Source organism: Thiohalocapsa halophila (genome assembly GCF_016583825.1).
Classification (GTDB): domain Bacteria; phylum Pseudomonadota; class Gammaproteobacteria; order Chromatiales; family Chromatiaceae; genus Thiohalocapsa; species Thiohalocapsa halophila.
In genome coordinates this window covers 61414-82986 of the sequence record NZ_NRRV01000004.1, presented here as the reverse complement: position 1 = coordinate 82986, position 21573 = coordinate 61414, and the positions used below count along the sequence as shown (strand labels likewise).

At 66.3% G+C, this 21573-nt stretch carries 24 protein-coding genes; 12 read left to right on the top strand and 12 right to left on the bottom strand.

The features are described from left to right. Nucleotides 1-78: 78 nt before the first annotated feature. The 9 genes from CKO31_RS02895 to CKO31_RS02860 form a co-directional block, all read right to left on the bottom strand. Nucleotides 79-546 carry a DUF29 domain-containing protein gene (locus CKO31_RS02895; protein ID WP_200233904.1) on the bottom strand — a complete coding sequence of 156 codons (468 nt, stop codon included), beginning with the start codon at nucleotides 544-546 and terminating at the stop codon, nucleotides 79-81. A gap of 253 nt (nucleotides 547-799) precedes the next feature. Beyond that, the gene (locus tag CKO31_RS02890) at nucleotides 800-1615 is read right to left on the bottom strand and encodes an ATP-binding protein (RefSeq protein WP_200233902.1); all 816 of its coding nucleotides are present in this window, start codon (nucleotides 1613-1615) and stop codon (nucleotides 800-802) included. A 393-nt stretch (nucleotides 1616-2008) separates the two neighbouring features. Then, a complete protein-coding gene (locus CKO31_RS02885) occupies nucleotides 2009-2197 on the bottom strand; it encodes a DUF2283 domain-containing protein (RefSeq protein WP_200233901.1) in 189 nt (62 codons plus the stop codon). Then, nucleotides 2194-2442, bottom strand: coding sequence for a DUF4258 domain-containing protein (locus CKO31_RS02880; RefSeq protein ID WP_200233900.1), 249 nt, complete (start codon nucleotides 2440-2442; stop codon nucleotides 2194-2196). The genes CKO31_RS02885 and CKO31_RS02880 overlap by 4 nt, the downstream gene beginning before the upstream one ends. Before the next feature lie 2 nt (nucleotides 2443-2444). Beyond that, nucleotides 2445-2579, bottom strand: a complete 135-nt coding sequence (locus CKO31_RS27145; protein ID WP_274607681.1) for a hypothetical protein — start codon at nucleotides 2577-2579, stop codon at nucleotides 2445-2447. Nucleotides 2580-2740: 161 nt separating this feature from the next. After that, nucleotides 2741-3109, bottom strand: a complete 369-nt coding sequence (locus tag CKO31_RS02875) for a hypothetical protein (protein WP_200233899.1) — start codon at nucleotides 3107-3109, stop codon at nucleotides 2741-2743. A gap of 70 nt (nucleotides 3110-3179) precedes the next feature. After that, nucleotides 3180-3605 (bottom strand): PIN domain-containing protein, encoded by a 426-nt coding sequence (locus tag CKO31_RS02870; protein ID WP_200233898.1) that lies wholly within the window; start codon nucleotides 3603-3605, stop codon nucleotides 3180-3182. Continuing rightward, nucleotides 3595-3834, bottom strand: a complete 240-nt coding sequence (locus CKO31_RS02865; protein WP_200233897.1) for a hypothetical protein — start codon at nucleotides 3832-3834, stop codon at nucleotides 3595-3597. Before CKO31_RS02865 ends, CKO31_RS02870 begins: the two co-directional genes overlap by 11 nt. 555 nt (nucleotides 3835-4389) lie before the next feature. After that, nucleotides 4390-6651, bottom strand: a complete 2262-nt coding sequence (locus CKO31_RS02860) for an NERD domain-containing protein (RefSeq protein WP_322789082.1) — start codon at nucleotides 6649-6651, stop codon at nucleotides 4390-4392. Between CKO31_RS02860 and CKO31_RS02855 the strand changes: the two genes are divergently transcribed. Further along, a complete protein-coding gene (locus CKO31_RS02855; RefSeq protein WP_200233895.1) occupies nucleotides 6643-7089 on the top strand; it encodes a hypothetical protein in 447 nt (148 codons plus the stop codon). The genes CKO31_RS02860 and CKO31_RS02855 overlap by 9 nt on opposite strands. Nucleotides 7090-7284: 195 nt before the next feature. Here CKO31_RS02855 and CKO31_RS02850 read toward each other — a convergent pair whose 3' ends face one another. Further along, entirely contained in the window at nucleotides 7285-7887 is a 603-nt protein-coding gene (locus tag CKO31_RS02850; protein ID WP_200233894.1) for an NUDIX hydrolase, read from the bottom strand. A gap of 251 nt (nucleotides 7888-8138) precedes the next feature. Here CKO31_RS02850 and glgX point away from each other — a divergent pair, with 251 nt between their 5' ends. The 6 genes from glgX to CKO31_RS02820 all read left to right on the top strand — a co-directional run bounded on the left by glgX (nucleotide 8139) and on the right by CKO31_RS02820 (nucleotide 16848). Further along, a complete protein-coding gene (gene glgX, locus CKO31_RS02845; protein ID WP_200233892.1) occupies nucleotides 8139-10211 on the top strand; it encodes a glycogen debranching protein GlgX in 2073 nt (690 codons plus the stop codon). A gap of 85 nt (nucleotides 10212-10296) precedes the next feature. After that, complete coding sequence (gene gnd, locus CKO31_RS02840) at nucleotides 10297-11313, top strand: phosphogluconate dehydrogenase (NAD(+)-dependent, decarboxylating) (protein ID WP_200233889.1); 1017 nt, start codon at nucleotides 10297-10299, stop codon at nucleotides 11311-11313. Between the two features lie 533 nt (nucleotides 11314-11846). Then, nucleotides 11847-13394 (top strand): glucose-6-phosphate dehydrogenase, encoded by a 1548-nt coding sequence (gene zwf / locus CKO31_RS02835; RefSeq protein ID WP_200233884.1) that lies wholly within the window; start codon nucleotides 11847-11849, stop codon nucleotides 13392-13394. Nucleotides 13395-13481: 87 nt separating this feature from the next. Continuing rightward, complete coding sequence (locus CKO31_RS02830) at nucleotides 13482-13664, top strand: hypothetical protein (protein ID WP_200233883.1); 183 nt, start codon at nucleotides 13482-13484, stop codon at nucleotides 13662-13664. Between the two features lie 294 nt (nucleotides 13665-13958). Beyond that, nucleotides 13959-14384 carry a hypothetical protein gene (locus tag CKO31_RS02825; RefSeq protein WP_200233882.1) on the top strand — a complete coding sequence of 142 codons (426 nt, stop codon included), beginning with the start codon at nucleotides 13959-13961 and terminating at the stop codon, nucleotides 14382-14384. A 322-nt stretch (nucleotides 14385-14706) separates the two neighbouring features. Beyond that, nucleotides 14707-16848, top strand: coding sequence for a SulP family inorganic anion transporter (locus tag CKO31_RS02820; RefSeq protein ID WP_200233879.1), 2142 nt, complete (start codon nucleotides 14707-14709; stop codon nucleotides 16846-16848). A gap of 100 nt (nucleotides 16849-16948) precedes the next feature. On the opposite strand, the gene CKO31_RS02815 is transcribed toward CKO31_RS02820, so the two are convergent. Both CKO31_RS02815 and CKO31_RS02810 read right to left on the bottom strand, forming a co-directional pair. After that, the gene (locus CKO31_RS02815; protein WP_200233878.1) at nucleotides 16949-17971 is read right to left on the bottom strand and encodes an endonuclease/exonuclease/phosphatase family protein; all 1023 of its coding nucleotides are present in this window, start codon (nucleotides 17969-17971) and stop codon (nucleotides 16949-16951) included. Continuing rightward, nucleotides 17968-18540: a cytochrome b gene (locus tag CKO31_RS02810; RefSeq protein WP_200233875.1), complete on the bottom strand. Its 573-nt coding sequence runs from the start codon at nucleotides 18538-18540 to the stop codon at nucleotides 17968-17970. Before CKO31_RS02810 ends, CKO31_RS02815 begins: the two co-directional genes overlap by 4 nt. A 246-nt stretch (nucleotides 18541-18786) precedes the next feature. Here CKO31_RS02810 and CKO31_RS02805 point away from each other — a divergent pair, with 246 nt between their 5' ends. From CKO31_RS02805 to CKO31_RS02785, 5 genes are all read left to right on the top strand, one after another. Beyond that, nucleotides 18787-19710, top strand: a complete 924-nt coding sequence (locus tag CKO31_RS02805; RefSeq protein ID WP_200233871.1) for a class I SAM-dependent methyltransferase — start codon at nucleotides 18787-18789, stop codon at nucleotides 19708-19710. Continuing rightward, on the top strand, nucleotides 19707-20432 hold the full coding sequence (gene tsaA, locus CKO31_RS02800) for a tRNA (N6-threonylcarbamoyladenosine(37)-N6)-methyltransferase TrmO (protein ID WP_200233868.1): 726 nt from the start codon (nucleotides 19707-19709) through the stop codon (nucleotides 20430-20432). Before CKO31_RS02805 ends, tsaA begins: the two co-directional genes overlap by 4 nt. Further along, nucleotides 20429-20665: a hypothetical protein gene (locus CKO31_RS02795; RefSeq protein ID WP_200233861.1), complete on the top strand. Its 237-nt coding sequence runs from the start codon at nucleotides 20429-20431 to the stop codon at nucleotides 20663-20665. Before tsaA ends, CKO31_RS02795 begins: the two co-directional genes overlap by 4 nt. Next, nucleotides 20655-21350 carry a ribulose-phosphate 3-epimerase gene (gene rpe, locus CKO31_RS02790; RefSeq protein WP_200233859.1) on the top strand — a complete coding sequence of 232 codons (696 nt, stop codon included), beginning with the start codon at nucleotides 20655-20657 and terminating at the stop codon, nucleotides 21348-21350. Before CKO31_RS02795 ends, rpe begins: the two co-directional genes overlap by 11 nt. Before the next feature lie 71 nt (nucleotides 21351-21421). Next, the gene (locus CKO31_RS02785) at nucleotides 21422-21568 is read left to right on the top strand and encodes a DUF29 family protein (protein WP_200233858.1); all 147 of its coding nucleotides are present in this window, start codon (nucleotides 21422-21424) and stop codon (nucleotides 21566-21568) included. Nucleotides 21569-21573: the final 5 nt, after the last annotated feature.

The following is a 21573-nucleotide window of genomic DNA, read 5'->3' as shown; positions in this document are numbered from 1 at the left end:
GATGATCCGGCGCGGGTCGAGCGCCGTCGTGTTCTTCGTGCCTTAAGTGGCTCAAATGCCGGAAATCAGCTTGAAACCTCAGCGTCGGGAGCCGGGGCCATCGGGGAAGAAGGTCTCATCCAGCGCCTGCTGCAGGCTGTAGGGGCAGTCCTCCGGCAACTGGACCTGTTCGCCGAAGGCGCTCAGGGCATTGAGCGCTTGACGCCGGACTCTGGGCCAGACCTCGGCCATGATCCCTTCCGCCTGCGGTGCCAGGCTCGGGCTGTCCGCCAGGCGGTCGGCGATCTCGGCGCGTGCATTCTGCACCGCTTCGAACCAGCTCCGTCGGGGATCACGGGCCGGCGAGTAGTCGAGCTTCAGCAGATGCACCAGCAGCTGGCGCAGCTGCGAGCGTAGGGCGTGGCGCTCCGCTTTGCCCATGTCCTCGATCTCCTCGGCCAAGTGCTCCAGGTCAGCCTCGGCGACGCGCCCGGCGCGCAGCAGTGCCGCGTTGTGCTGCGCCCAGGCGAAAAAGTCCTGCTCGTACAGGTCTTGCTGGTGGCTCATGCTGCCGGCTCCCGAGCATCTGCGAAGCTCCTCAAGGGTACTGCAATCTTGCACCAACCCAACCCCTTCCGCCCGGTTCGCGGCGCGCCGGGGATGCTGCCCGCCCGTTCGGCCGATCGCCGAGGCTTCGCGTTGCCCGAGGTCACGGCGCGTCGAGTCAACAGCACCACACCGTTACGGTCCCCCGCCAGCAGAAACGCCACTTGCGGCAGGCCGCAATGCACTTTGAACCGGACAGCACCGCCCGCTCTGCTCAGCAGCCCGGCGGCTCCGCCAGCAGCGACACGCGGGTCGGCGCCTGTAACCCCTCACCGTAGTACATCGCCTTGTACTTCGGCATCTGCTTGATGCGGTCCGCCGCCAGCTTGACTCGGTCGGTGGCCGCAAAGGACTTCGCCAGCAGCTTGGCGTCCGTCTCGTTCAGCCGCAGCGCCAGGTAGTTGGCGATAGCGGTGAACAGCGATGGGTCGAAGTCCTTGGCCTCCTGAGAGGCGACGACGAAGGCAATGCCGTACTTGCGGCACTCCTTGATCATGCTTGCGAGCAGCTTCAGGCGCGCCGCCTTGTGCGCCTCGTCGAAGATGATGGCGTGGGTGATGCGCTGCTGCGGGCCGCGCCGGAACATGTTCTGGTACAGGTTGTAGAGCACGAAGGTCGCGAACGCCCGTTGCAGATGATCGTTCTGGGTGCCGTGGATCTCAATGAGCGCCGGCTGCGCCTGATCCAGCAGCGTCGGCGCGCCGGTGATGGCGCCGAACAGCCCGTAGTCGTCCAGCTCGTCCAGCCGTGTCAGCTCGGGCTTTGGGTCGTTGCGCAGCAGGTCCAGAAAGGCCCGGAACGCCGGCAGCTCGCCGCGCTGACCGGGCGCCCAGCCCAGGTCCAGATAGCTGCGCTTCAGCGCATCCCGCAGGCGGCCCAGCTGCACGTCGCCCAAGTCCGGGAAGATCGCCGCGAAGATGTCGCGGATCATGCCGGCATTGTCCAGATGGCCCACGGCGCTGTCCCCGACCACCTGCATCGGATTGAAGCCGAGACCGGCGTACTTCACCGTCAGCAGCGGTTCGGACAAACATTCGGCCAGTTTCTCGTCGATATCCTGGTGTTAGGAGAAGACGATGGGTAACGACTTCCCGATCGAGCCGCGCGGTCATCCAGTGCAGGCGGTTGATGTAGACTTCGCGGTGCTTGCCGCCGACGGTCCGCTCCATCTCGGTCGCGTCCGGCGGCCAGCCGTATTCCGCCTTGGAGGCGGCGACGACGGCCTCGTAGGCGCCGGCCTTGTCGACGAAACGGCCGTCGGCGGCGGCAAGCTGCTCGCGGATGTGGCGCATTCCGAGTGCCTCAAAGGCTCGGACGGCCTCGGAGTCCTCTCTGGCCATCGCCATCCTGGATGCTGTGCTCGCGTTGTCCAGCGACAGGCTGAAGGCGCTTGCCCCGGCTCCGCACGACTGCCGGCTATCTGCTAGGCCGCGTGATCAAGCCCCTTGTCGAGCCGCCGCTTGCTGACGGACAGGACTTCGATACCGACCAGGTGGCCGTCGGCGTCGTAGTCGGCCAGGATTCCAGGCTCGATCTCCTCGGTGCGCTCCACCTCGGCACCGTTGATCTCGAAATAGGCGGCGTCCGCGTCTGGGTCGAATTCGAGCTTCATGGTGGGGACACCTCGTTGTCGAAATAGGCAGTGACGACCGTGACAGGATCACGGGTGTGGTTGTAGATCACGCGCAGAACGCGGAAGCCCTTCTCGGGTACGGGCCAGAGCGCGTGAGCCAGCCTGCCGTCATCCGCATCGCCTTCGGTTCTCATTGGCTTGCTCAACGCTTGGGCAATCCAGGCCTCTGGAATCCGTCGCCTGAGACAGCGTTTACGCGCATGATCTGACAGCTGGAAGTTCATATTTAGGCATCCTGCGCTCGGACCCGCTCCCGCAGCAACACCTGCCGGCCGTCGCGGGCTTCGACGCGCACCCGATAGAGCTGGTCTTCGTCACTCGGATGCCAGGCGTGCAGCAGGCGCGCGTCCTCGCTCGCCAAGCCCTGGGTGAAGATCTCCAGATTGGCGAAGATGCCCTCCTCGCCGACGCCGTCCAGCGCGGGGTCACCATTTAGCTGACCCCGGTCAATAGGCGGTCAAAAAACCTCGCGGCTGCAAGCGCGGGGTCTTGCAATCAAGCATCTCGGGAAAGTCGGTAATCCTAAGAAGAGCAGCTCACCACGAAGCACACGAAGAGCACGAGGAAGAACACGAAGAAAGACAGGCGCTTGAAGATGGGCCTCGCCGTGATCTCGCTCACCCGTCGGGTGAAGGCGTGAGCATGCGTATGCTCCTGAGCCTCTTCGTGTTCTTCGTGGTTCAAATCCTCGCGTAGCTTGCTGCCGACGGTCCGCTCCATCTCGGTCGCGTCCGGCGGCCAGCCGTATTCCGCCTTGAAGGCGGCAACGACGGCCTCGTGGGCGCCGGCCTTGTCGACGAAACGGCCGTCGGCGGCGGCAAGCCGCTCGCGGATGTGGCGCATTCCGAACGCCTTGAGCTCACGAACGATCTGCGGATCTTCCTTAGCCATGTAAGCTTCACGCGGAGCGCGGTGAAGCTTCCGACGGTGCGGTGTGCTGAACGGCCTGGGGCGTCAGCCGTTAGGCGGTCTGCGTAAACGGATTCAGGACCTGAAGCCCCTGATTGATCCGCAGACCGTCTTGCATATCCTCGCTGTAGCAAACAGCGCAGCCGGCCTCATCGGCAGCCGCCAGGATCAAGCTGTCCCAGTAGCTCAGGCGGTAGCGCGTGCGCAGCTCGCTCGCCCGGCGGTGGCAGCCGAGGGTCATTTGCTGGACGTGATGACTGCGGTAGAAGTCCTCCACGACCGACACCAAAGCGGTCTCCTGCATGGCGGCCTTCTTGAGCAGGTTGACGCTCACCTCGGCGATGACCTGCGTGCTGATCGTGCACCGACCGAGGCTTGCGACGAGCTCGTGCGCGCGCCGGTGCTTGGCTTCTTCGCCGGGATTCAGCACCAGCGCATAGAGCCAGATGTTCGTGTCGACGAATACCTCAGCGCTCATGGGCCTCTTCCCGCGCCAAGGGCTCAAAGCCAGGTACGACGAGCGGGTTGCGAAGCAGACGGGCGATGGCCCCGTCTCCGTCACCCACTGTGGACGGCGACGCAGCGGCTTGCTCTGAGCCCTCGTACAGCAGTAGCACCCGCACCTGCTGGCCGTCGGTCAGCTGCGCACCTGCCGGTAACTGCACAACGCCGTCCTTTACCTGCGTCTCGAACTCGATGGCTTGCATGACGTCACCTAGCTGCAATCGGGATGAACGTCACGGCATCCTGCACTCAGACCCGCTCGCGCAGCAACACTTGCCGGCCGTCGCGGGCTTCGACGCGCACCCGATAGAGCTGGTCTTCGTCACTCGGGTGCCAGGCATGCAGCAGGCGCGCGTCTTCGCTCGCCAAGCGCTGGGTGAAGATCTCCAGGCCGGCACGACGCGAAAGCGCGCGAGGTGCTGGCCGTGCATGAGCCGCACCTGCCCCGCTGCCCCATCGCCCAGCAGCCAGGCCCGACGGCGGGCGTCGGCGAGCCGGTGGCTGCCGCCGTCCGACGCCGTCGCGCGCAGCAGGCCGCGGTCGATGATGGGGTCGGACTCCAAGGCCGGGTCGAAGCGGGCCATCTCCTGCAACAGCTCACCCCCTGCGCCGGGTCACGCAACAGCTGGACGGAGCCCCAAGCCGTGCAGCGGTTCTGGGCCGTGCAGGTGGCGCAGGGCTGCCAGGGGTCTGTGTCGCCGCCGAGCACGCGATCCATGAGCGCATTCAGGAAATCCGCCCGCGGTGCCTGCTGTCCTTCAACGAGCCCGCCGACCAGGGAGCGCCGGTTCAGGTCGATGAGCCGGAAACGTGACTCCGCCGGCTGTCTGTCGAACAGCAACAGTTCCCGCAGCGCCGTCGTGAGCCAGGTGTCCTGCGGCTGGGTCTCCACCCACTCCAGGAGCTTGCCGTTGTTGACGGCGACCAAGTGCACACGGTCTCTGGGGAAGTCGGGCTGGTGAAAGGGCGCGAACAGGTCGTCCAGCAGCGCATTGGCATCCCGCCCTTGCCAGGCGGCAGCACCGTCGAGATTCACCATGAGCCGGCGGCCGTCGTCCAGCATAGATATCGTCCGCGGGCTCGATGCGCACGCGCTCCTGCACCGCAGCGCTCGCATAGATGGCGGTGCTGCGGCTGGGTGTTTCCCCACTGCGAAGCACGGTGTCATAGTCGGTGAGGGTCACGCTGCCGCCCTGCACGATGATGTTGCGCGGGCTCACATCGCCATGAACCAGCCCCGCGCGGTGCAGTTGCCCGAGCGCGCCGCAGAGCGCCAGCAGCCAGTGCAGCGCGAGGCCCTCGGCGGAGTCTTCGCCGATGTCTTCCGCATGGATCGGCAGCACGCCGGCGAGATCCGCCAGCGGCATGCCCTCGACCCACTTCATCAGCGCCAGGAAGCGGTCCGCCTCCCACTCCGGGGCGATCTCGGGAATCACCGACAGGTTCGGATGCGTCGTGTGGGCGCGGGCGAGCTTGTAGGCACGGATGACGGTCCTGCCGTCGGCTGCGTCGTTGACGAGCTTGGCGACATAGGTGCCGAAGCGCTCCTCGGTGTCGGTATCCAGCTCCACGACCTTGAAGGTCTGCCCGACACCGCCGCCGCCAAGGCGGCCGATGATCTTGTACCGCGACTGCTGGAACGGGACCACGGTGTCCTCGTCCCAGAACGCCGCCGCCGGGAGTGCTCCGATATCCGCGACTTCGCCAGCGTCGGTGTCGCCGAGGTCGGACAGGGCTGCGGCGATGTCGGCGAGGGATGCACGCTGCTCCGGTGCCTCCGCGCAGCCTGCGGCCAAGGCGGCGTCAGCCGCGCGGGAGACGGCGTCGTCACCGTCGAACAGCACGCGCAGGGAGGCGCACAGGCTGAACACATCCGCGCGGGGGGCGGCGACGGCGAGGCCGCCACTGCGTACCTCCGGTGCGTAGTAGTCGGCAAGCTCGCCGAAATCCGAGGCGGCCGGCGCGAGCGTCACCGCGTCCCCGAGCCGGGTCAGGCTCAGCTCTGTGAAGAGCGGCCGGTTGTTGTGCCGCACGCGTAGGCTGCGCGGCGTGATCTGCCGATGCAGGGTGGGTGCGGCGTCGCTGTCCGGCCCCGGCTGGTGCAGCTCGGCAAGGGCGTCCACCGCGGCGCGGGCCAGCGCCACCCTGGCGGCGCGCGTCCACTGCAGGTCCTCCCGCCGATCCTGCAACGCCGGCGCCGCCGGGCCCACGAGGGAGAAAAAGTGCAGCTCGCCGGGATAGCCTTCCGCTTCCTGGAAGGAATCCAGCAGGGTCGGCATGAAGCGCGCTTTCTGCCAGCGCTGGATGGTCTCGAATTCCCGGCAGGCGAGATCGAGCGCATTGTCGGCTTCGCTCGCGGATAGGTCGTACAGGTGCAGGATGACCCAGTCCCGCCGGGTGGGATGCTGGCCGCGGTAGACGCGGTGGAAGGCGTCGCCGCGGTCCGACATGCGCTCCAGATTGATCAGGCCGGCAAAGGCGCGCAGGTCGCCACGGAGCGCGATCCTGCTCTGCGGTGCCAGGAGCTGTGTCGCCCGCTCGATATCCTCGGGCGTCAGGCGCTCCGGACCTTCTGCGTCCAGCAGCGCCGACCAGTCCGGCAGCCCGAACACCTTGACCCCCCGCGGCTGCGGCCGGCGGGCATCGTCATAGCGCACGCGGCCCTTGGTCAGCAGGATCTTGCCGGCGACGAAGCCCGCGTCCAGCCGAGCCCTCAGGGCACCTGCAACCCGCTTGGCCTTGGCGTCGATGCGGTCCGCCTCGGCGTCGACGATCGCGACCTGCCGCTTGACGTATGCGGCATCCCAATGTTTTACCTCGATGACGCTGACGCCCGGCGGGCCGATGGCGACGATGTCGATCTCGTCCGCGCGGCGGCCGGTGTGCTGCGCATGGCTCAGGTTGGACAGCAGGACCCAGTGCCCGCCGGCGCCTTGCAGCCGCGCCTTGAGAGAGTCCACGGCATGACGCTCGCTGGCGTTGACGAAGTCTCCACAGGAGAACGAGAAACCATGAGCGATACCCTGCAGCGCATCAAAGCACGCAAAGACGCAGCGATTGCCACCAAGCAGACGGCCGCGGAGCGGCGCGCGGAGTCCATCCGGCGGCGGGCGGAGGCGGCGACGCCGCTGTTCGCGGCGCTGAAGGACGTGGAGGGGGAGCTGGTGAAGGTGTCCGTGCTGCGCCAGATTTGGCCGGAGGACTTCCACGATCGCGACGACAAGGCACGGGCGCTGGTGGAAGCCCACACGGGCGATGCGGCACGGCCCTGCGGCGTACGCCTGCATGTGCCCGGCGGCCACAAGCGTTTCGAGGTGGAGGAGCTGCAGGACGGTACCCTAAGCTACGTGGTGGCGCGAGAGACCCTCGGCGCGCGCCCGCATGTCGCCTCATACACGCGCCAGGACCAGTGGCTGGATGCTTTCTATGGGGCCATGGCGGCGCTGTTGGAGATCTGATAGGCGGTGCTGTGTCGAGCGCACTGGGCGATGGCATCAGGGCGTGGTTTTGGCGCTCAGCCGGCTCACCGGAACTCACAGATGCGCGTGGGCAGATGCGCGTGGCCTGACCAAGGCGCGGTCACACTGCAAGCTCGCCGGGGCTTATCGGACGTGTCGTCGCCCAGCCCACTAATTCAGTATACCGTCCCCGTTTTACTTTTCTTGCTGGGATGCGACGCCGTCCTCGTCGTAGACAAGGGTGCGGTAACGCCGGTCGGGTCCCGGCAGGCGCTCGATGGCGCCGCTGCGCAGTCGAAAGCGCCCGGCGGCGCGGTCGCGGTAGTAGAGCCGGAGCGACTCGCCGATGACCGGGAAGGCGATGTCGTCCCACGGGATCTGGTCCTCGCGCAGGAGCTCCACCTCCAGGCTCTCGGCGCCGGGGCCGAAGTCGAGGCTCGCGAGCCGCGCCCGGAAGAGCATGTAGACCTGGTTGATGTGCGGCAGATTGAACAGCGCGTAGAGGTCGCCGACGGCGACGTCGGCGCTGGCCTCTTCCAGGGTTTCGCGGGCGGCGCCTTGCTGGACGGTCTCGCCGTTTTCCATGAAGCCCGCGGGCAGGGTCCAGAGTCCGTAGCGCGGCTCGATGGCGCGCTTGCAGAGCAGGATGCGATCCTCCCACTCGGGGATGCAGCCGACGACGATCTTGGGGTTCTGATAGTGCACCGCGCCGCAGGCGTCGCACACGTGCCGCGGCAGATTGTCGCCGTCCGGCACCCGCACGGCGAGCGCCTCGCCGCAGTGGCTGCAATAGTTCATGATCGTCTCGCCTCCAACAGCCGGCCGCGAACAGGATTCTGGATGGGCTCATCGAATGGACATGCAGCCCATCCCGAGGCGCCTTAACATGGGGCCGGCAGACGCCGGCGCCAGTACTGCGGCCAAGGCCGCCGGGCCCGAGCTGCCGTCGGTGCCGCCGCCCGCGCGGCTGCGGAGGTGACCGCGGGCGACCGCAGGCTCGCAGCAGCGTCGCCACCGGCACGCCAACACACCTCTCACTGGGGAGCCCAATGCCAGCGCGCACCTACAGCACCCAACCCGGTACCTGGGACCTGACAGGCGCCAACTTCATCGACGGCGGCGTCAATTTCTGCTGCTTCTCGCGGTATGCCACGGCGGTGGAGCTGCTGCTGTTCGACGGACCGGCAAGCCCGAAGCCCTTCCAGACCATCCAGCTGGACCCGCGAGTGCACAAGACCTTCTTCTTTTGGCACGTACTCGTCGAAGACCTGCCGGAGGGCACCTGCTACGGCTGGCGCATGGACGGCCCCACGGATACGGCGGAGAGCGGTTGCCGCTTCGACCGCGACAAGCTGCTGCTGGACCCCTGGTGCGTGGCCGTGGACGACCGGCTCTGGGACCGCGACGCCGCGAGCCGCCCCGGCGACAATCTGGCGACCGCCATGCGCTCACAGCTGGTGCGCGACGATTACGACTGGGAGGGCGACACCCATCTGCATGTGCCGCTGACGGAAGCGGTCATCTATGAGATGCACGTGGGCGGCTTCACCCGCCACCCGTCTGCGGACACGCCCCACCCCGGCACCTTCCGCGCCGTCATCGAGAAGATTCCGTATCTGCAATCCCTCGGCATCACGCACGTGGAACTGCTGCCGGTGATGGCCTTCGATCTCCAGGACGTGCCGCCGAAGACCGCCTCCCTGGGCCTGGAGAATTTCTGGGGCTACAGCACCCACAGCTTCTTTGCACCGCATCCGCACTATGCCTGCGATGCCAAGGGCGCCCGCGACGAGTTCCGCGACATGGTGAAGGCGCTGCATGCGGCCGGAATCGGCGTCATCCTGGACGTGGTCTACAACCACACCGCCGAAGGCGGCGCCGACGGGCCGACCCTCTCCTTCAAGGGAATGGGCAATGAGATCTTCTACCACCTGGACTTCGCCGACAAAAGCCAGTACCGCGATTACACGGGCTGCGGCAACACGGTGAACTGCAACCACCCGCTGGTGACCCGCTACGTCATCGACAGCCTGCACTACTGGGCCCACGACATGCACGTGGACGGGTTTCGGTTCGACCTGGCCAGCGCCATGGCCCGCGGCGAGGACGGCACGCCGGAGCATCACGCGCCGGTGCTCTGGTCCGTGGAGCTGTCACCGGAGCTTGGCCGTGCGCACATCATCGCCGAGGCCTGGGATGCAGTCGGCCTGTATCAGGTCGGCGACTTCCCGGGCTTTCGCTGGGCGGAGTGGAACGGCCACTACCGAGACCTGATGCGCGGCTTCGTGCGCGGCGACAAGGGTCTGGTGCAGCACGTGGCAACGCGCATCGCCGGCTCCAGCGACCTCTACGAGCACCGCGGGCGCCTGCCGGCCAACTCCATCAACTTCATCACCTGCCACGACGGCTTCACGCTGTATGACCTGGTCGCCTACAACAAGAAGCACAACAAGGCCAACGGCGAGAACAACCGCGACGGCCACAACGACAATCTGAGCTGGAACTGCGGCGTCGAGGGGCCCACGGACGACCCGGAGGTGAATGCCCTGCGCCACCGCCAGGCAAAGAATCTGATGGCCATCCTGCTGCTCAGCCAGGGCGTGCCCATGCTGCTGGCCGGTGACGAGCTGCTGCGCAGCAAGCAGGGCAACAACAACACCTATTGCCAGAACAACGAGCTGTCCTGGATCGACTGGCGCTTGGCGGACGATAACCGCGACATGCTGGAATTCACCCGCGGCATGATCGCATTGCGCAAGCGCCACCCCACCCTGCGCCGCCGCCGCTTCTTGACGGGCAAGCCGGAGCGCGAGGGCGCGCCGCCGGACATCAGCTGGCACGGCGTCGAGCTGGACGACCCGGGCTGGGATGACGGCAACACCCGCACCCTGGCCTTCATGCTGGCCGGGCTCGCGGACGACGAGCCGCACCTGCACGTCATGCTCAACATGTGGGAGGACACGCTCGACTTCGCGCTGCCGCCCCTCGCTGGCCGCCGCTGGTTCTTGGCCGTGGACACGGGCCGCGAGCCGGCCCTCCACGCCACCGACGACCAGCCGACGGTGCACGGCGAAAGTTATCGCGTCGGCCCGCGCAGCGTCGTGGTGCTGGAGGGGCGCTGAAACCCCTAAGAGCTCTGCGCGGTCCCGTACCGAGGGGAGTTTTCGCCTCGTTCCAATTTCCTGCCCCAACTGAGGAGCAAAGCAAATGCAACTCGGCATGATCGGCCTCGGGCGCATGGGCGCCAACATGGTTCAGCGGCTGATGGCCGCCGGACACGACTGCGTCGTTTTCGATACCAACCCCGAAACCGTCCAAGCGCTGGCGAAAGAAGGCGCCACGGGCGCCGACAACATTCAAGACCTCTGCGCCAAGCTCACCCCGCCGCGCTCGGTGTGGATCATGGTGCCGGCGGCGGTGGTAGACAAAGTCATCGCCGACCTGCGCCCGCACCTGCAGGCCGACGACACCATCATCGACGGCGGCAACTCCAACTACCAGGAAGACATCCGCCACCAGAAAGCCTTGCGCGACATCGGCGTCCACTTTCTGGATTGCGGCACCTCCGGCGGCGTCTGGGGCCGGGAGCGCGGCTACTGCCTGATGATCGGCGGCGACACCGACGCCGTGCAGCGCCTGGATTCGATCTTCAAAGACCTGGCCCCGGGCATGGGCGACATCGAGCGCACCGCCGGGCGCAGCGGCGAGCCCACCCCCGCCGAGCAGGGTTACCTGCACTGCGGGCCGAGCGGCGCGGGGCATTTCGTCAAAATGGTGCACAACGGCATCGAATACGCGTTGATGGCCTCCTATGCCGAGGGCATGAACATCCTCAGACACGCCGGCATCGGCCGGGAGGACCAGACCATCGACGCCGAGACGGCACCGCTGGCCAACCCCGAGCACTACCAATACGACATCAACCTCGCCGATGTGGCCGAAGTCTGGCGTCGCGGCAGCGTCGTCGCCTCCTGGCTGCTGGACCTCACGGCCATCGCCCTGCATGAGGACAACGAGCTCGACACCTACGGCGGGCGGGTGTCGGACTCCGGCGAGGGCCGCTGGACCTGCCAGGCCGCCATCGAGACGGGCACCCCGGCACCGCTCTTGACCGCCGCCTTGTACGAGCGCTTCAGCTCCCGCGGCGAGGCGGACTTCGCGAACAAGATCCTGTCCGCAATGCGCTACCAATTCGGCGGGCACCACGAAAAGTCGGAGTCCTGACGGGCTCCGCATGGTGCTGTTGGGTGCGAGATCGTGGAGGATGGAGCGACATCGTTATTGAGTCGTACGGAGTACGAAGTACGAGGTACGAAGTACGGGGTACGGGGTACGAAGTACGGGAGCCGCGCGTCTGCACTCTGCGCTTTGTACTCCGCACTGTTCTGGCCTTCGCACTGAAACCTCAGCCCTGCCGTTGCCGCCTTGACCCTACAGAGAGCAGTTAACCACGAAGCACACGAAGAAGTGCACGAAGCAAGACAGACACTGGAAGGTAAGCCTCGCCGGGATCTGACGCACCCGGCGGATGACGGGGCGAGGCTGCTTATCCTGCTGAGCTCCTTCGTGCCCTTCGTGCCCTTCGTGATTTGAATACTGGATCTAGGTTGACCGCACCGTACTTCGTACTCCGTACTTCGCACCTCGTACTTCGTACTCCGTACTTCGTACTCCGTACTCCGCACTCCGCACTCTCACCGAGACGCCCGATCAACGCTCTCCCTTAGCGCCCATTAGACGCCATCAGGACCCGCACCATGTCCCTAATGCAAACCGACTACACCGAGGCCCCGCCGGCGCCGCCCAACGTCATGATCATCTTCGGTGCCGGCGGCGACCTCACCAAGCGTAAGCTGGTGCCGGCGCTGTACCATCTGTCCAACGCGCGGCTGCTGCCGGAGAGCTTCGTGATGCTTGGCCTCGACCGCTTGGACATGGACGATGACGGCTTCCGCAACCTGATGGGGGAGCAGATTCGCGACCACGTCGGCGAGGTATTCGAAGAGGACGTCTGGACCAAGCTCTGTGAGCGGCTCCAGTACATGAAGATCGACATGCTGAGCGGCCCCGACTACGAGCTGCTCTGCGAGCGCCTGAGCCGCATCGACGCCGAGCGGGGTACCGAGGGCAATTACCTCTTCTACATGGCCATTCCGCCCAGCCTGTTCTCCAAGGTGGCGGATCATCTCGGCGACGTGGGCCTGCTGCATGAAACCGAGGACGACTGGCGCCGGGTCATCATCGAGAAGCCTTTCGGTCGAGACCTGGACTCGGCCATCGCGCTGAACAACCACCTGCACAAGAACCTGGACGAAGACCAGATTTACCGCATCGACCATTACCTGGGCAAGGAGACCGTCCAGAACATTATGGTGTTCAGATTCGCCAACGGCTTCATCGAGCCCTTGTGGAACCGCCACCACATCGATCATGTGCAGATCACCGTCGCCGAGTCCGTCGGCGTCGAGCACCGCGGCGCCTATTACGAAGAAGCCGGTGCCATGCGCGATATGATCCCGAATCACCTCCTGGTGCTGCTGGGCTTTCTCGCCATGGAGCCACCCAATTCCTTCGAGGCCCATGCCATGCGCGACGAGGTGAACAAGGTGTTGGACGCCATCACGCCGCTGACCCCGGAGCAGGTGCTGACCCACGCGGTGCGCGGTCAATACGGCGCCGGGACCATGCCCAACGGCGAGCAGGTCATGGCCTACCGGGCGTCGAACGGTGTCGACCCCAACTCCCACACCGAGACCTTTGCGGCACTCAAGCTCGGCATGGACAACTGGCGCTGGGCGGGCGTGCCCTTTTATCTGCGCACCGGCAAGCGCCTCACGGCTCAGTACACCGAGATCGCCATTCAATTCAAGAAGGCGCCAACCATCATGTTCCAGGACACCGAGGTGGATGAGCTGGAGCCGGACATGGTGGTGCTGCGCATCCAGCCGAACGAGGGCATCCAAATGAGCCTCGGCGCCAAAATCCCGGGGCCGACCATGCGAATCGGCACCGTCAACATGGACTTCTGCTATGAGGACTATTTCGGCAACAAGCCGGCCACCGGCTATGAGACCCTGATCTACGACTGCATGAAGGGCGACGCCACCCTCTACAAGCACGCCGACACGGTCGAGAAGGGCTGGGAGATCGTACAATCGGTGCTGGATGTCTGGTCCGCCCTACCCCCGCGCGAGTTTCCCAACTACGCCGCCGGCACCTGGGGACCGGCCGCCGCCGGCAATCTGCTCAGGGAGGACGGGCGCCTGTGGCGGCGGATTCAGGTGCCGAAGGCGCATGGGCGATAAGAAGGGGTTGGGGGCTAAGACTATATTGAGGCATCATTTCGGTGACCGCAGAACCCGAGAAGCTCCCACACTCCATGAGAGGCAAGCATGTCCAAGTCTGAGCAATTGCAGCAGGTTGACCAGCAAGTGCCGGCCCCGGCTGCGGATCGGCGCTGGTTCCTGACGCGAGTCTCGCAGGCGGCCCTCGCGGTCTTCGTTGCCGGCGCCGTCGTCGGCTGCGGTGAGATGGATGACGACGATGATGATGAGGACGAGGACGACGACGACTGACGGCGCCGGCCTATGCAGCCTGCGGCGGTCCCCGGCCGGCCGTGATCAGCCGAGCAGTCGCCGACCGCCCGCCGCGGCGGTCTCGACTCAGTGGTGCCGAGGTAGGACAGGCAAAGCGAAGCACGTCCGTCTTTCATTGGGCCGGTGCAACGTTGTGGGTGCTCGGCAACCGTTGTTGTTCCTGAGCGGGGTCGGCGTCGAATCAGCATCCGGCTGATACCGCGCCCCGGCGCAGGCGCTACACTGCGTGGGGTGCGCACACTGCGCATTCGACACAATCAAGAGGAGGTACCGATGAACTGGAGAGAGCGACTGGACAAGGCCATCGCGTCCATCAAGGAGGCGGCGGACAGCGAGCGGGCGCGGGAGATCGCCACCAAGGCCAAGACCACGGCGTCGAGCCTGGTGGAGCAGGTCCGCACCGGTGCCGTGGGTGCAGCGTCCTCCTTCGTGGAGGCCAACCGCGATCCGTCCTCGCTGCAGGTGGGCTTCCTGAACGCCAACCTGACCATCCTGTCGCCGTCCGAGGGGATCTCGGTGACACGGCCGGATGCGGCAACCCTGGTGATCGACGACGGTGCCGAGAACGGCCTGGTCATCAACGCGGCGGCGGATCCCGCCTTCGTCGTGGAGCAGATCGGTACCGTCGCGCAGGTGTCCGGCAACACCTTCGATTTGGGCGCCGAAGACGGCGTGAACGTCGTGGTGACCAAGTTCTGAGCGACGCCGGTCCACCTGCGCCGCACTCGGCATGCCCGCCATGAGCGCGGGCGAGCCGCCGGGAACACCCATCTCGGTCCAGCCCCGCATGGAGCCGGAGCGCCTCGCCGGCCGGCTGCCGGCCGGTGCCTCCGGTGAAGATGCCGCTGAAGCTCGCGGTTGGCTGCGCGCCCTCAGCCGGACGATTCGTGAAGTGGCCCAAGGCTGGCCCAGATCCATAGGCTTTCATCGATACCTACAAGCGGCATCATCAATGCCGCACGAGAATTTGCTCGGCTAAGATGCGGTTTTTTCGTCAAGGACCCTGCCCGCCAGACCCGCCATGCCTGCGAACCTGCTGACGACCCTGTTTCCCTTCCTGCGCTGGTTTCCGCTCTCCGGGGACAAGCTGCGCAGCGACCTCATCGCCGGCATTACGGTGGCGCTGGTGCTGGTGCCCCAGAGCATGGCCTATGCGCAGCTCGCGGGCCTGCCCGTGGTCTACGGGCTCTATGCCTCCTTCATGCCCGTCATCGTGGCCTCGCTCTGGGGCTCGCTGCCGCAGCTGCATACCGGGCCGGTGGCGATGCTCTCGCTCATGTCCGCGGCGGCCGTGCTGCCGCTGGCGGCGCTGGGCAGCGAGGACTTCATCGTGCTGTCGGTGATGCTGGCGCTGATGGTGGGCGTGCTGCGCCTGGTGCTCGGGCTGTTGCGCATGGGCATCCTGGTGAATTTCCTCTCCAGCCCCGTCATCGTCGGCTTCACCAACGCTGCGGCGCTGATCATCGGTCTGTCGCAGCTGAGCAAGCTGCTGAACGTGCCCTTCCCGCGCACGGATAATTTTGCGGCGGACCTGTGGAACGTGGTCGCGCAGCTGCCGGAGACCCACCTCCCGACCCTCCTGTTCGCGATCGCCACCTTCGGCATCATCATCGGCGCCCGCCGGTACATTCCCAAGGTGCCGGGCGTGCTCCTGGCGGTGGTGCTGACGACCCTGGTGAGCTGGGCCATCGGCTTCGAGCGCAACGCGACGGTGCCGCTGGCCGCTATCCAGGACCAGGAGGCACGAGAGCTGGCGCAGGACTATGCCACCACCGCGCGTGCGATCGATTCCCTAGGCAGCACCACGTCCCGCCTGAACCAGGAGATCCGAGCGCTCAAGGCCGAGGACGGCTCGGAGCATTTCGCCGAGCTCGCGCTGCTGGAGGCGGACCTGCGGGTCCTGAATCGGGAGCTGGATCAGCGCAAGCGCGCCAACAACGAGCGACAGGTGTCGCTCCATAACCTGCACTTCGAGCACGCTGTGACCCCAGACGGCGGCGATACCTTCTACCCACGCGACGAGGTGCCCGCGAACGTCGAGGCCGACGGCCACACCTGGCGGATCAGCCAGGTAGCCGGCGACGAGGTCAAGATGATGGGCGGCGGCGCCGTGGTCGGCGCCATCCCGGCGGGCCTGCCGAGCTTCCAAGTGCCGGAGCTGCGGATGGACTTGTTCTGGACCCTGCTGCCATCGGCGCTGGTGATGGCGCTCATCGGCTTCATGGAGGCCACGTCCATCTCCAAGGCCATCGCCGCCCAGACCAAGGAGCGGGTGGACACCAGCAAGGAGCTGGTCGGCCAGGGACTTGCCAACATCGTCGGCAGCTTCTTCAGCAGCTACACCGTCAGCGGCTCCTTTTCCCGCTCGGCGGTGGCGGCCAAGAACGGCGCCAAGACCGGCATGTTCGCGATCTTCAGCGCCGTCGGCGTGATGTTGGTGCTGCTGTTCCTGACGCCGCTCCTTTACCACCTGCCGCAGGCGGTGCTTGCGGTGATCGTGATGATGGCCGTGTTCGGGCTCATCAACGTGCGGTCCCTGGTGCGAGCCTGGCAGATCGAGCGCCAGGAGGCGGTGGTGGGCGTGCTCACCTTCGTCGCCACGCTGGCCATGGCTCCGCAGCTGGCCAACGGCATTCTGCTGGGTGCCGGGCTCGCCATCGTGCTCTTCATGGTGCGCACCATGAAGCCGCGCACCGACATCCTCGGCCTGGACGCGGACGGCCGGCTCGCCGGCGTTAGCATGAACGACGTCGCACCTATCGGACAGCACTACATCGTCGTACGCTTCGACGGCTCGCTCAACTTCGTCAACGCTTCACGCTTCGAGGACGTGCTGCTGGAGGCGCGCGCCGAGAACCCGCAGGCCCGCGCCGTGCTGGTGGACGGCAGCAGTATCAACGACGTCGACGTCACCGGCGAGGAGCGCCTGCGCGACGTCATTGAGACCTTCCGTGACAACGGCGTCGAGATCTACTTCTCCAGCCTCAAGGCCCAGGTCTACGAGACGCTGCGCCGCGGCAAGATGTTCCACCTGCTGGACGAGACCCACTTCATCCGCACCAAGGACCGAGCGCTCAAGTTCATGGACGAGACCTTCGATAGCGGCAAGCCCCTGGAGCCAGCGCGCACCGCGGTAGGACCGAGCACGCCCATCCTCGGCTGACCGCGTCAGAGACGCGCCGGAAAGGCCGGGTCGCTGTCTCGTTTGGAGCATTCAGTCCAATGCCACCGCGTCGACTCGTTAATTCAGTATACCGTCCCCGTTATTCGGTAGGGAGGCGGAGGGTGACGGCGATGGGATGGTGGTCCGAGGGCTTGGCGCCGCCGCCGTAGTCGAGCACCCGCCAGCTGCCGCGTACCAGCCAGTCGGCGGCGGACCCGCCGAGGACGATATGGTCGATGGCGTAGGGGTATTTGGGGTTGTAGGCGTAAGGGAAGGGACGGCCGGCACCGGCGAGCACGAGGTCTGCGTCCGGATCGGGCTGGCTGCTGCCGGGCTTGCAGCGGCGGCCCAGGGTCGGGTCCGGGCGCCAGTCGCAGACCTCGCCGTCGTCGATGTCCTGCCAGAAATGGTCGTTGGGCTGATCCAGCTGGCGGTTGAAGTCACCGAGGATCACAAAGGGCGCGTCGGCGGCGGCCCGGGCGTCGATCCAGGCATCCAGGATGCCGCGCTGGCGCTTGAGGATTTGGCATTGCTCCCGGCGCACGCGGCCTTCGAGGCCGCCCCAGGCACAGCCGGACTTGAGGTGCAGGGACATGAGCTCCAGCAGCGGCTGGTCATCCACCTCGATCTGGATGCGTGTGCCCCAACGTCGCCCCTCGACGCCGAGCTCACGGACGCCCGCCGACACTCGGTGCTCCAATCCGGCTGCCCGCAGCGCGTCCCGGTCGATGGCAAAGCCCGTGCGCTGTGCGAGGCGGCGCTGGTCGTTCATGCCCCGGCAGAAGTCGCGCCCGTCTTCGCGGCGGGCGGAGACCACTAGGTCGTAGACCTCGGGGTCGAAGACGCGGGCCAGTGCATCGGTGCTCTGCACCTCCTGCACGGCGACGATGTCGGCGTCCAACCGGGCGGCGACGTCGCGCAGGCGCTGGTAATCGGAGGCGGCGCGGGGGCGACAGCCAGCCCCGTCCGCGGCGGCGAGGTGCTCGATGTTCCAGGTGGCCAGCGTCAGTGCTGCACGATTCTCGGCGGGCGTCGTCGCCGGCGCGAGGAGCGTGAGGGCAGCGGCCAGCACAACGGCGGGGTCGCTGCCCCGCCGGATGCGCGTTGCGCGATCGAATCTCACGGTAGGCTGATCCGGCGCATCACACCGTCCTTGCGCCGCCAATGCCGAATGGCCGCTGCGATGTGCAACAAGGCCAGCGTGGCGACAGCGATGCCGGCATAGCCATGGACCATGAACAGCTGCTTGCTGAGCGCCTCGTCCTTGCCGATGAACGCCGGCGGCTGCAAGCCATTCTCGCCGAACAAGCCGAAGAACTGCACCGGGAAGCCGCCAACCCAGGTGGCCATCCAGCCGCCGATGGGCATGCCCAACAGTAGTACATAGAGCAGCAGGTGATTGCTGACCGCGACCGCCTTGACCGGCCCGGGCAGCGGCTTTTCATAGGCCGGCGGCGGCGACATCCGGCGCAGCGCCACGCGCAGCACCATCAGGATCAGCAGAAGAACACCGAAGCTCTTGTGATAGGTGTAGAGGGCGTTGGTGGTCTCGGACCCAAAGGTATCGACGACATTTTGATAACTGCCCAGGCTCCACAGTGTGAAGCCGATGGCCAGCAGACCCACCACGACGATGGCGATGAGCCAGTGCAATAGACGCTGGATGAAGTTGTAGCGGTAAGGGGAAGCCATGGAACGCTCCTGGTGCTCGCGGAACTGATACAAGGGTCGGAGACGTTCTACCAAAGAGAGCCGTCTCCCGCCCCCGCAAGGTTGCGGCGGGGCATTGATTCGCAACGCATCGGCCGGCGCAGCCCCATTCGGCATTGTCCGTCGGGCGCCGTGGGGAAGCACGCCGGACGCATCGGCGTGTGGCGGCACCTCGCGCCGGCGAGGACCCGCCCCCATCTGCCGCCTACACGCCAACGGAGGTCCGACATGTCCGATGCCACGCTGCCCGCCAGCCGCCTGCGCGAGAGCCTGAGCTACCTGAACTGGCTCTACAATCCCTTCCACGGGCTCGATGCCAGCGGCATCTACGAGCTTCTGGCCACCAGCTCCCCCACTGAGCGCGGTCTCTATCTGAACCTAGGCTTCTGGCGCGATGCAAGCAACTTGGATGATGCCAGCGATGCGCTCGCCATGCTGGTGGGCGAGACGGCGGAGCTCGGCCCCGAGGACAGGGTGCTGGACTGCGGCTTCGGCTTCGGTGATCAGGACATCTTGTGGGCGCAGACGCTGAAGCCCGGCCACATCACGGGCCTCAATATTACGGCCTCCCAGGTGGAAGTTGCGCGCCGGCGCGTGTCCCAGCTCGGGCTGGACGAGCAGATCGACCTGCGCCAGGGCTCGGCGACGGAGATGCCCATCGAATCCGCGAGCGTTGACAAGGTGGTCGCCGTCGAGTGCGCCTTTCACTTTCGCTCCCGCGAGCACTTCCTGAGGGAGGCCTGGCGGGTGCTGCGCCCCGGCGGTCGGCTGGTGCTGGCGGACATCATCCCCATGCCCAGCGTGCGCGGCTTCCCCGCGCGGCTGGAGCAGCGCGTCTCCTGGCGGCTGGTGTCCGGCAAGTTCGCGATTCCGCCGGAGAACGCCTACACCCGGCCCACCTATCATTCCAAGCTCGCCATGAGCGGCTTCGAGCAGATCCGGGTCGAGTCCATCCGCGAGCACGTCTACGCGCCGCTGCACCGCTTCCTCGCCGAGCATCCGGAAACCCTCGAGCGCCTGCATCCCATGGCGCGGCTCCCGGCCAAGCTCGCGCTGCGCTTCGAGCCCACCAGCGTCTATCGCGGGCTCGACTATGTGCTCGCTTGCGCTCGCAAGCCCAAGCAGCTGCCCGGGCCCGGCCACCGACCATGACCGTCTTGGCCTTTGAGCCCATCGCCACGGCACGCACACCCTTCACGGACAAGTTCGGCATCCCGCGCCAGCCGCGCTTAGTGGATGCGCCGGGGCGCATCCTGCTGCACCCGCCCTATGACCGCCGCGAGGCCTTCGCTGGCCTCGACGGGTTCAGCCACGTTTGGCTGCTCTGGGTCTTCCACGACGACTGCCTGACCGCCGGCTGGAAGCCCAGGGTGCGCCCGCCGCGACTCGGCGGGCGGCGCTCGGTGGGGGTGTTCGCGAGCCGGGCACCCTATCGGCCCAACCCTATCGGACTGTCGGCGGTGGCGCACCACGGACTGGCGGCGGACGGCGATGGGCTCGCGCTGCAAGTCTCCGGCATCGACCTGCTCGACGGCACGCCGGTGCTGGACATCAAGCCCTACGTACCCTACGCCGACGCCATCGCCGACGCCGCCGGCGGCTTCGCCCACGCCGAGCCGGATGATCGCTTCTGCGTGCGCTTCACCGATGAGGCCGCTGCGGCCGTGGCCGCTCGCGACCCCGACGACGCACTGGCACTGCACCGCCTCATCGAACAGGTGATCGCCCGGGACCCCCGCCCCGGCTACATGGACCGCTACCCCGAGCGCACCGACTTCGGGCTCAGGCTCTACGACTGCGACATCCGCTGGCGGCTGGACGGCGATACGGCGATTGTGACGCACTGCATCACCGACGGAGACGGCCACCCATGAGCACCACCGCCGCCAGCCCCGCGAGCCGCTGGCTCCCCTCGTTCAAATGGACGGTCTACGGGCTGCTTGCCGTGAACATCGTCCTCTTCCTGCTGAACGAGACCGTTACCGACCCCTCAACCGTGAAAAGCCCACCGGCATCGGTTAAAGTGCTGGGTCTAGATTCATGCCTGTGCCGAGCGGCTGCCGCTGCGCCGCGGCACGCCCCAATGGAGACCACAGATGGCCGCTGAAGACCTGATCGCCCCGTCTATCCTGTCCGCGAACTTCGCGAAGCTCGGCGAGGAAGTCGACAATGTGCTCGCCGCCGGTGCCGACATCGTGCACTTCGATGTCATGGATAATCACTATGTGCCGAATCTCACCATCGGCCCGCTGATCTGCGAGGCCCTGCGCAAGCATGGGGTCACGGCACCCATCGACGTGCACCTGATGGTGAAGCCCGTGGATCGCATCGTGCCGGACTTCGCCCAAGCCGGCGCCAGCTACATCACCTTCCACCCGGAGGCCAGCGAGCACGTCGACCGCACCTTGCAGCTGATCCACAACGAAGGCTGCAAGGCGGGCTTGGTGTTCAACCCGGCGACACCCTTGTCCTACCTGGAGTACGTCATGGACAAGGTGGACATGGTGCTGCTCATGTCCGTGAACCCGGGCTTCGGCGGCCAGAGCTTCATCCCCTCCGCCCTCGACAAGCTCCGTGAGGTGCGCCAGATGATCGACGCCTCCGGCCGCGAGATTCGCCTGGAGATCGATGGCGGCGTCAAGGTGGACAATATCGCCGAGATCAAGGCCGCCGGCGCCGACACCTTCGTCTCCGGCTCCGGCATCTTCGGCAAAGGGCAGGACAACGACCCGAACCGCTACGACACCATCATCGGGAAGATGCGCGAGGCGTTGGGGTCGGTTGGCAGCTGAGTGCTGACCGCCGCGGCAGCAGACCGTTTTCGCGGTCTGCCGGTTACCGGCTGAGAGCTTCATCAACGCCCATGACCGACCTCACCGACCTGTACCACAGCGATTACGACGCCTGGCTCAAGGACAATCTGGAGTTGTTGCGCCAGTCGCGCTTCGAGCAGCTGGATGTCGAGCATCTGACGGAGCAAGTGCTGGACAGGGCCTTCCTGCCCAACTGAAGGAG

What these genes read in the sequence shown, in the direction of transcription:
- CKO31_RS02895 (WP_200233904.1), bottom strand. Translation starts at nt 546, where the DNA reads ATGAGCCACCAGCAAGACCTGTACGAGCAGGACTTTTTCGCCTGGGCG.
- CKO31_RS02885 (WP_200233901.1), bottom strand. Translation starts at nt 2,197, where the DNA reads ATGAAGCTCGAATTCGACCCAGACGCGGACGCCGCCTATTTCGAGATC.
- CKO31_RS02880 (WP_200233900.1), bottom strand. Translation starts at nt 2,442, where the DNA reads ATGAACTTCCAGCTGTCAGATCATGCGCGTAAACGCTGTCTCAGGCGA.
- CKO31_RS02875 (WP_200233899.1), bottom strand. Translation starts at nt 3,109, where the DNA reads ATGGCTAAGGAAGATCCGCAGATCGTTCGTGAGCTCAAGGCGTTCGGA.
- CKO31_RS02870 (WP_200233898.1), bottom strand. Translation starts at nt 3,605, where the DNA reads ATGAGCGCTGAGGTATTCGTCGACACGAACATCTGGCTCTATGCGCTG.
- CKO31_RS02865 (WP_200233897.1), bottom strand. Translation starts at nt 3,834, where the DNA reads ATGCAAGCCATCGAGTTCGAGACGCAGGTAAAGGACGGCGTTGTGCAG.
- CKO31_RS02855 (WP_200233895.1), top strand. Translation starts at nt 6,643, where the DNA reads ATGAGCGATACCCTGCAGCGCATCAAAGCACGCAAAGACGCAGCGATT.
- CKO31_RS02850 (WP_200233894.1), bottom strand. Translation starts at nt 7,887, where the DNA reads ATGAACTATTGCAGCCACTGCGGCGAGGCGCTCGCCGTGCGGGTGCCG.
- glgX (WP_200233892.1), top strand. Translation starts at nt 8,139, where the DNA reads ATGCCAGCGCGCACCTACAGCACCCAACCCGGTACCTGGGACCTGACA.
- gnd (WP_200233889.1), top strand. Translation starts at nt 10,297, where the DNA reads ATGCAACTCGGCATGATCGGCCTCGGGCGCATGGGCGCCAACATGGTT.
- zwf (WP_200233884.1), top strand. Translation starts at nt 11,847, where the DNA reads ATGTCCCTAATGCAAACCGACTACACCGAGGCCCCGCCGGCGCCGCCC.
- CKO31_RS02830 (WP_200233883.1), top strand. Translation starts at nt 13,482, where the DNA reads ATGTCCAAGTCTGAGCAATTGCAGCAGGTTGACCAGCAAGTGCCGGCC.
- CKO31_RS02825 (WP_200233882.1), top strand. Translation starts at nt 13,959, where the DNA reads ATGAACTGGAGAGAGCGACTGGACAAGGCCATCGCGTCCATCAAGGAG.
- CKO31_RS02820 (WP_200233879.1), top strand. Translation starts at nt 14,707, where the DNA reads ATGCCTGCGAACCTGCTGACGACCCTGTTTCCCTTCCTGCGCTGGTTT.
- CKO31_RS02810 (WP_200233875.1), bottom strand. Translation starts at nt 18,540, where the DNA reads ATGGCTTCCCCTTACCGCTACAACTTCATCCAGCGTCTATTGCACTGG.
- CKO31_RS02805 (WP_200233871.1), top strand. Translation starts at nt 18,787, where the DNA reads ATGTCCGATGCCACGCTGCCCGCCAGCCGCCTGCGCGAGAGCCTGAGC.
- tsaA (WP_200233868.1), top strand. Translation starts at nt 19,707, where the DNA reads ATGACCGTCTTGGCCTTTGAGCCCATCGCCACGGCACGCACACCCTTC.
- CKO31_RS02795 (WP_200233861.1), top strand. Translation starts at nt 20,429, where the DNA reads ATGAGCACCACCGCCGCCAGCCCCGCGAGCCGCTGGCTCCCCTCGTTC.
- rpe (WP_200233859.1), top strand. Translation starts at nt 20,655, where the DNA reads ATGGCCGCTGAAGACCTGATCGCCCCGTCTATCCTGTCCGCGAACTTC.
- CKO31_RS02785 (WP_200233858.1), top strand. Translation starts at nt 21,422, where the DNA reads ATGACCGACCTCACCGACCTGTACCACAGCGATTACGACGCCTGGCTC.